The sequence below is a fragment of the Streptomyces sp. 13-12-16 genome (genome assembly GCF_002114215.1).
Lineage (GTDB): Bacteria > Actinomycetota > Actinomycetes > Streptomycetales > Streptomycetaceae > Streptomyces.
The window spans coordinates 748-3,586 of the sequence record NZ_NCTE01001374.1; the positions used below are offsets into that span (position 1 = coordinate 748).

At 72.5% G+C, this 2,839-nt stretch carries 2 protein-coding genes; both read right to left on the minus strand.

Features of this window, described 5'->3' with window-relative positions:
- A partial coding sequence (locus B7767_RS41090; protein ID WP_143652958.1) for an ABC transporter substrate-binding protein occupies positions 1-838 on the minus strand: 838 nt, incomplete at its 3' end.
- A gap of 34 nt (positions 839-872) precedes the next feature.
- Positions 873-2,048, minus strand: coding sequence for an epoxide hydrolase family protein (locus B7767_RS41095; protein ID WP_085576317.1), 1,176 nt, complete (start codon positions 2,046-2,048; stop codon positions 873-875).
- Between the last annotated feature and the right edge of the window lie 791 nt (positions 2,049-2,839).

A 2,839-nucleotide genomic window follows, 5' to 3' on the forward strand; every position in this document is an offset into this window, starting at 1 on the left:
TCATCCCGAACCCGGCGTGCTCGGCCGCCTGGGCCATGTAGTTGAGGTCGTTGGACGAGGTGATGCGCAGCGCCACGTCCTGGTCGGCGAAGGCCTTGAGGTTGCCCTCCCAGTCCGGGATCTTGCCGGTGTACAGGTAGTGGCCCGCCCGGTGCAGCCGCTGCCAGTACTCGACGAAGGTGAGCATCTCCTTGGACGACAGGTCCAGGCGGGAGGCCCGGCCCGAGCGGCCGTTGTCGTGGTCGGCCAGGTGCCCGCCCTGGACGGCCAGCGCCTGCTGGAAGAACAGGCCGTGGTTGGCCCAGGTCACCGCGTGGCCCGGGCCGTCCGGGAGGGCCGCGACCGCCTCGCAGGCCACCTCCAGCTCCTCCCAGGTGGTGGGCAGCCGCTCGACACCGGCGGCGCGCAGCAGGTCCTGGTTGCCGTAGATCAGCATCGCCGTCACCACGGCGGGCATCGAGACCAGGTCGCCGTCGCGGGAGTAGTGCTCGCGCACGGCCGGCAGCAGGTCGTCGACGACGACCGGCTCGCCGAGGATCTCGGTGCGGCCGGCGATCGCCTGCTGCACCGAGGTGAACAGCGGCTTGCCGTCACGCCCGCGCATGTCGTACGCGGCCTGGGTGACGGCGAAGTAGAACTCGCCGATCGCCGGCGGGCGGCCCGCGTCGGCCGCCTCGGCGATCTCCTTCGACAGGTTGCGGAAGTCCCGGCCCTCGATGTTGATCCGGTACTCGGGGTGGGCCTTCTCGAACTCGGCGCCCAGCCGGTGCAGCCGGTCCATGTAGCCGGGGAAGGTCAGGTCGCCCAGCCAGACGTCGATCACGGTCGGGGTGGTCATGTACGGCCTCTTCTCTGTCTGAACGGGTGTCGGCTCAGGCGGCGTTGGCGGTCGCGGACGTGAGGGAGCGGGCGAAGGCGCGGATGTCGCCGGTCAGGGCGGCCGGCTGTTCCATCGCGGCGAAGTGCCCGCCGTGTTCGAACTCGGTCCAGTGCGTGAGGTGGGGCAGGTCGCGCTCGGCGAGGCTGCGGATGGGAACGAAGATGTCGTCGGGGAAGACGGCGACGCCCACCGGCACCGTCAGCGGCGGCGGGACCGCGCCGGAGGCGGCGGCCCGCACCCCTTCGGCGCCCTCGAAGTAGAACTGGGCCGACGAACCGGCCGTGGCCGTCAGCCAGTAGATCGACACGACGGTCAGCAGCAGGTCGCGGTCGACCGCCTCCTCGGGCCGCTGCTCGGCCGAGGTCCAGTCCAGGAACCTCTCCACGATCCAGGCGAGCTGGCCCACCGGCGAGTCGGTCAGCGCGTAGGCCAGCGTCTGCGGGCGGGTCTGCTGGACCTTCATGTAGCCCGACAGCTCCGCGTCGAAGCGGGCCAGCTTGCCCAGGCGGGCCTGGTCGGCCGGACCGAGCCCGGCGAGCTCGGCCGGATCGCCCGAGGGGAAGGTCATCAGCATGTTCACGTGAACGCCGATGACGTGCTCGGGGTCGATCCGCCCGAGCTCCAGGGAGATCACCGCGCCGGCGTCACCGCCCTGCGCCAGGTACCGGTCGTATCCCAGACGCTCCATCAGCGTGGCCCAGGCGCGGGCGATACGGGCCGTGTCCCAGCCCTTCTCCGGCAGCGGACGGGAGAACCCGTAGCCCGGGATCGACGGGATGACCAGGTGGAACGCCTGCGCCGGGTCGCCGCCGTGGGACCTCGGGTCGGACAGCGGGCCGATCACGTCGAGGAACTCGGCGACCGAACCCGGCCAGCCGTGCGTGAGCAGCAGCGGCGTCGCGTCCGGCTCGGGCGAGGTGATGTGCAGGAAGTGCACGGGGGCGCCGTCGATCTCGGTGACGAACTGCGGGTGCGCGTTCAGGCGGGCCTCGGCCGCACGCCAGTCGAACGACGTGCGCCAGTACTCGGCGAGCTCCTTCAGATAACCGAGCGGCACCCCGCGGCTCCAGCCGACACCGGGCAGTTCGTCGGGCCAGCGGGTCGCCTCCAGCCGTCGGTGCAGGTCGTCGAGCTGGTCCTGCGGGATGTCGATACGGAAGGGATGCATGAAGCGCTCCGAGGAGAGTCGGTCCGCGCGTGAAGGCCGCGGCTCACTGAAGGAGGTCACAGGGCTCGCCCGGCGGGACGGATCCCGAAACACGTGCGTCCAGCCGTATCGTGCGCCGCCGCGGAACGGCCCCGCATCTTGTCGATTGCTCCGTGGTCCCCGGTGCTCGATGGGGGCCGCCGACGCGTCCCGGCACGCGACGGCCTCCGGGCGGCTCGCCGGTGGCGACCGTCCCGCAGGCGGGGCCCGGGGCCCCCGGGTGACCCGTCCGGTGTTCGTCCCGCAGGCGTGTCCCGGCGGTCCCCGGGTGACCCGTCCGGTGTTCGTCCCGCAGGCGTGTCCCGGCGGTCCCCGGGTGACCCGTCCGGTGTTCGTCCCGCAGGCGTGTCCCGGCGGTCCCCGGGTGGGTTCGTCGGTGCGTCCGTTCCGCAGGCGGGGCTCGGGGGTCCCCGGGCGACCCGTCGACGGCGTCCGTCCCGCAAGCGCGTCCCGGCGGCCCCGCGGCCCTCGTAAGGAGGGCAGTCCAGAAGATGCGGCGGCGCGTGCGGCACTGGCAGCATCCCCACGACCGGCCCTTTCGTCGCAGGTCAGCGCGCAGGTGAGCGCGCGAGTCGGCGCGCCGGTCACGCAGGGAGCCGGGTGATGCCGGTGACGCCGCACCGATGCAGGAAGGACGCCCCGTGAACGCAGCCACCGCCCACGCCACCGACGCCCTGATCGACGCCTTCGTGAACGCCGCGCCGGAACAGGCGGAGCACCACTACCGCACGCTGGTCGAGGCGGTGTGGGAC

What these genes read in the sequence shown, in the direction of transcription:
- B7767_RS41095 (WP_085576317.1), bottom strand. Translation starts at nt 2,048, where the DNA reads ATGCATCCCTTCCGTATCGACATCCCGCAGGACCAGCTCGACGACCTG.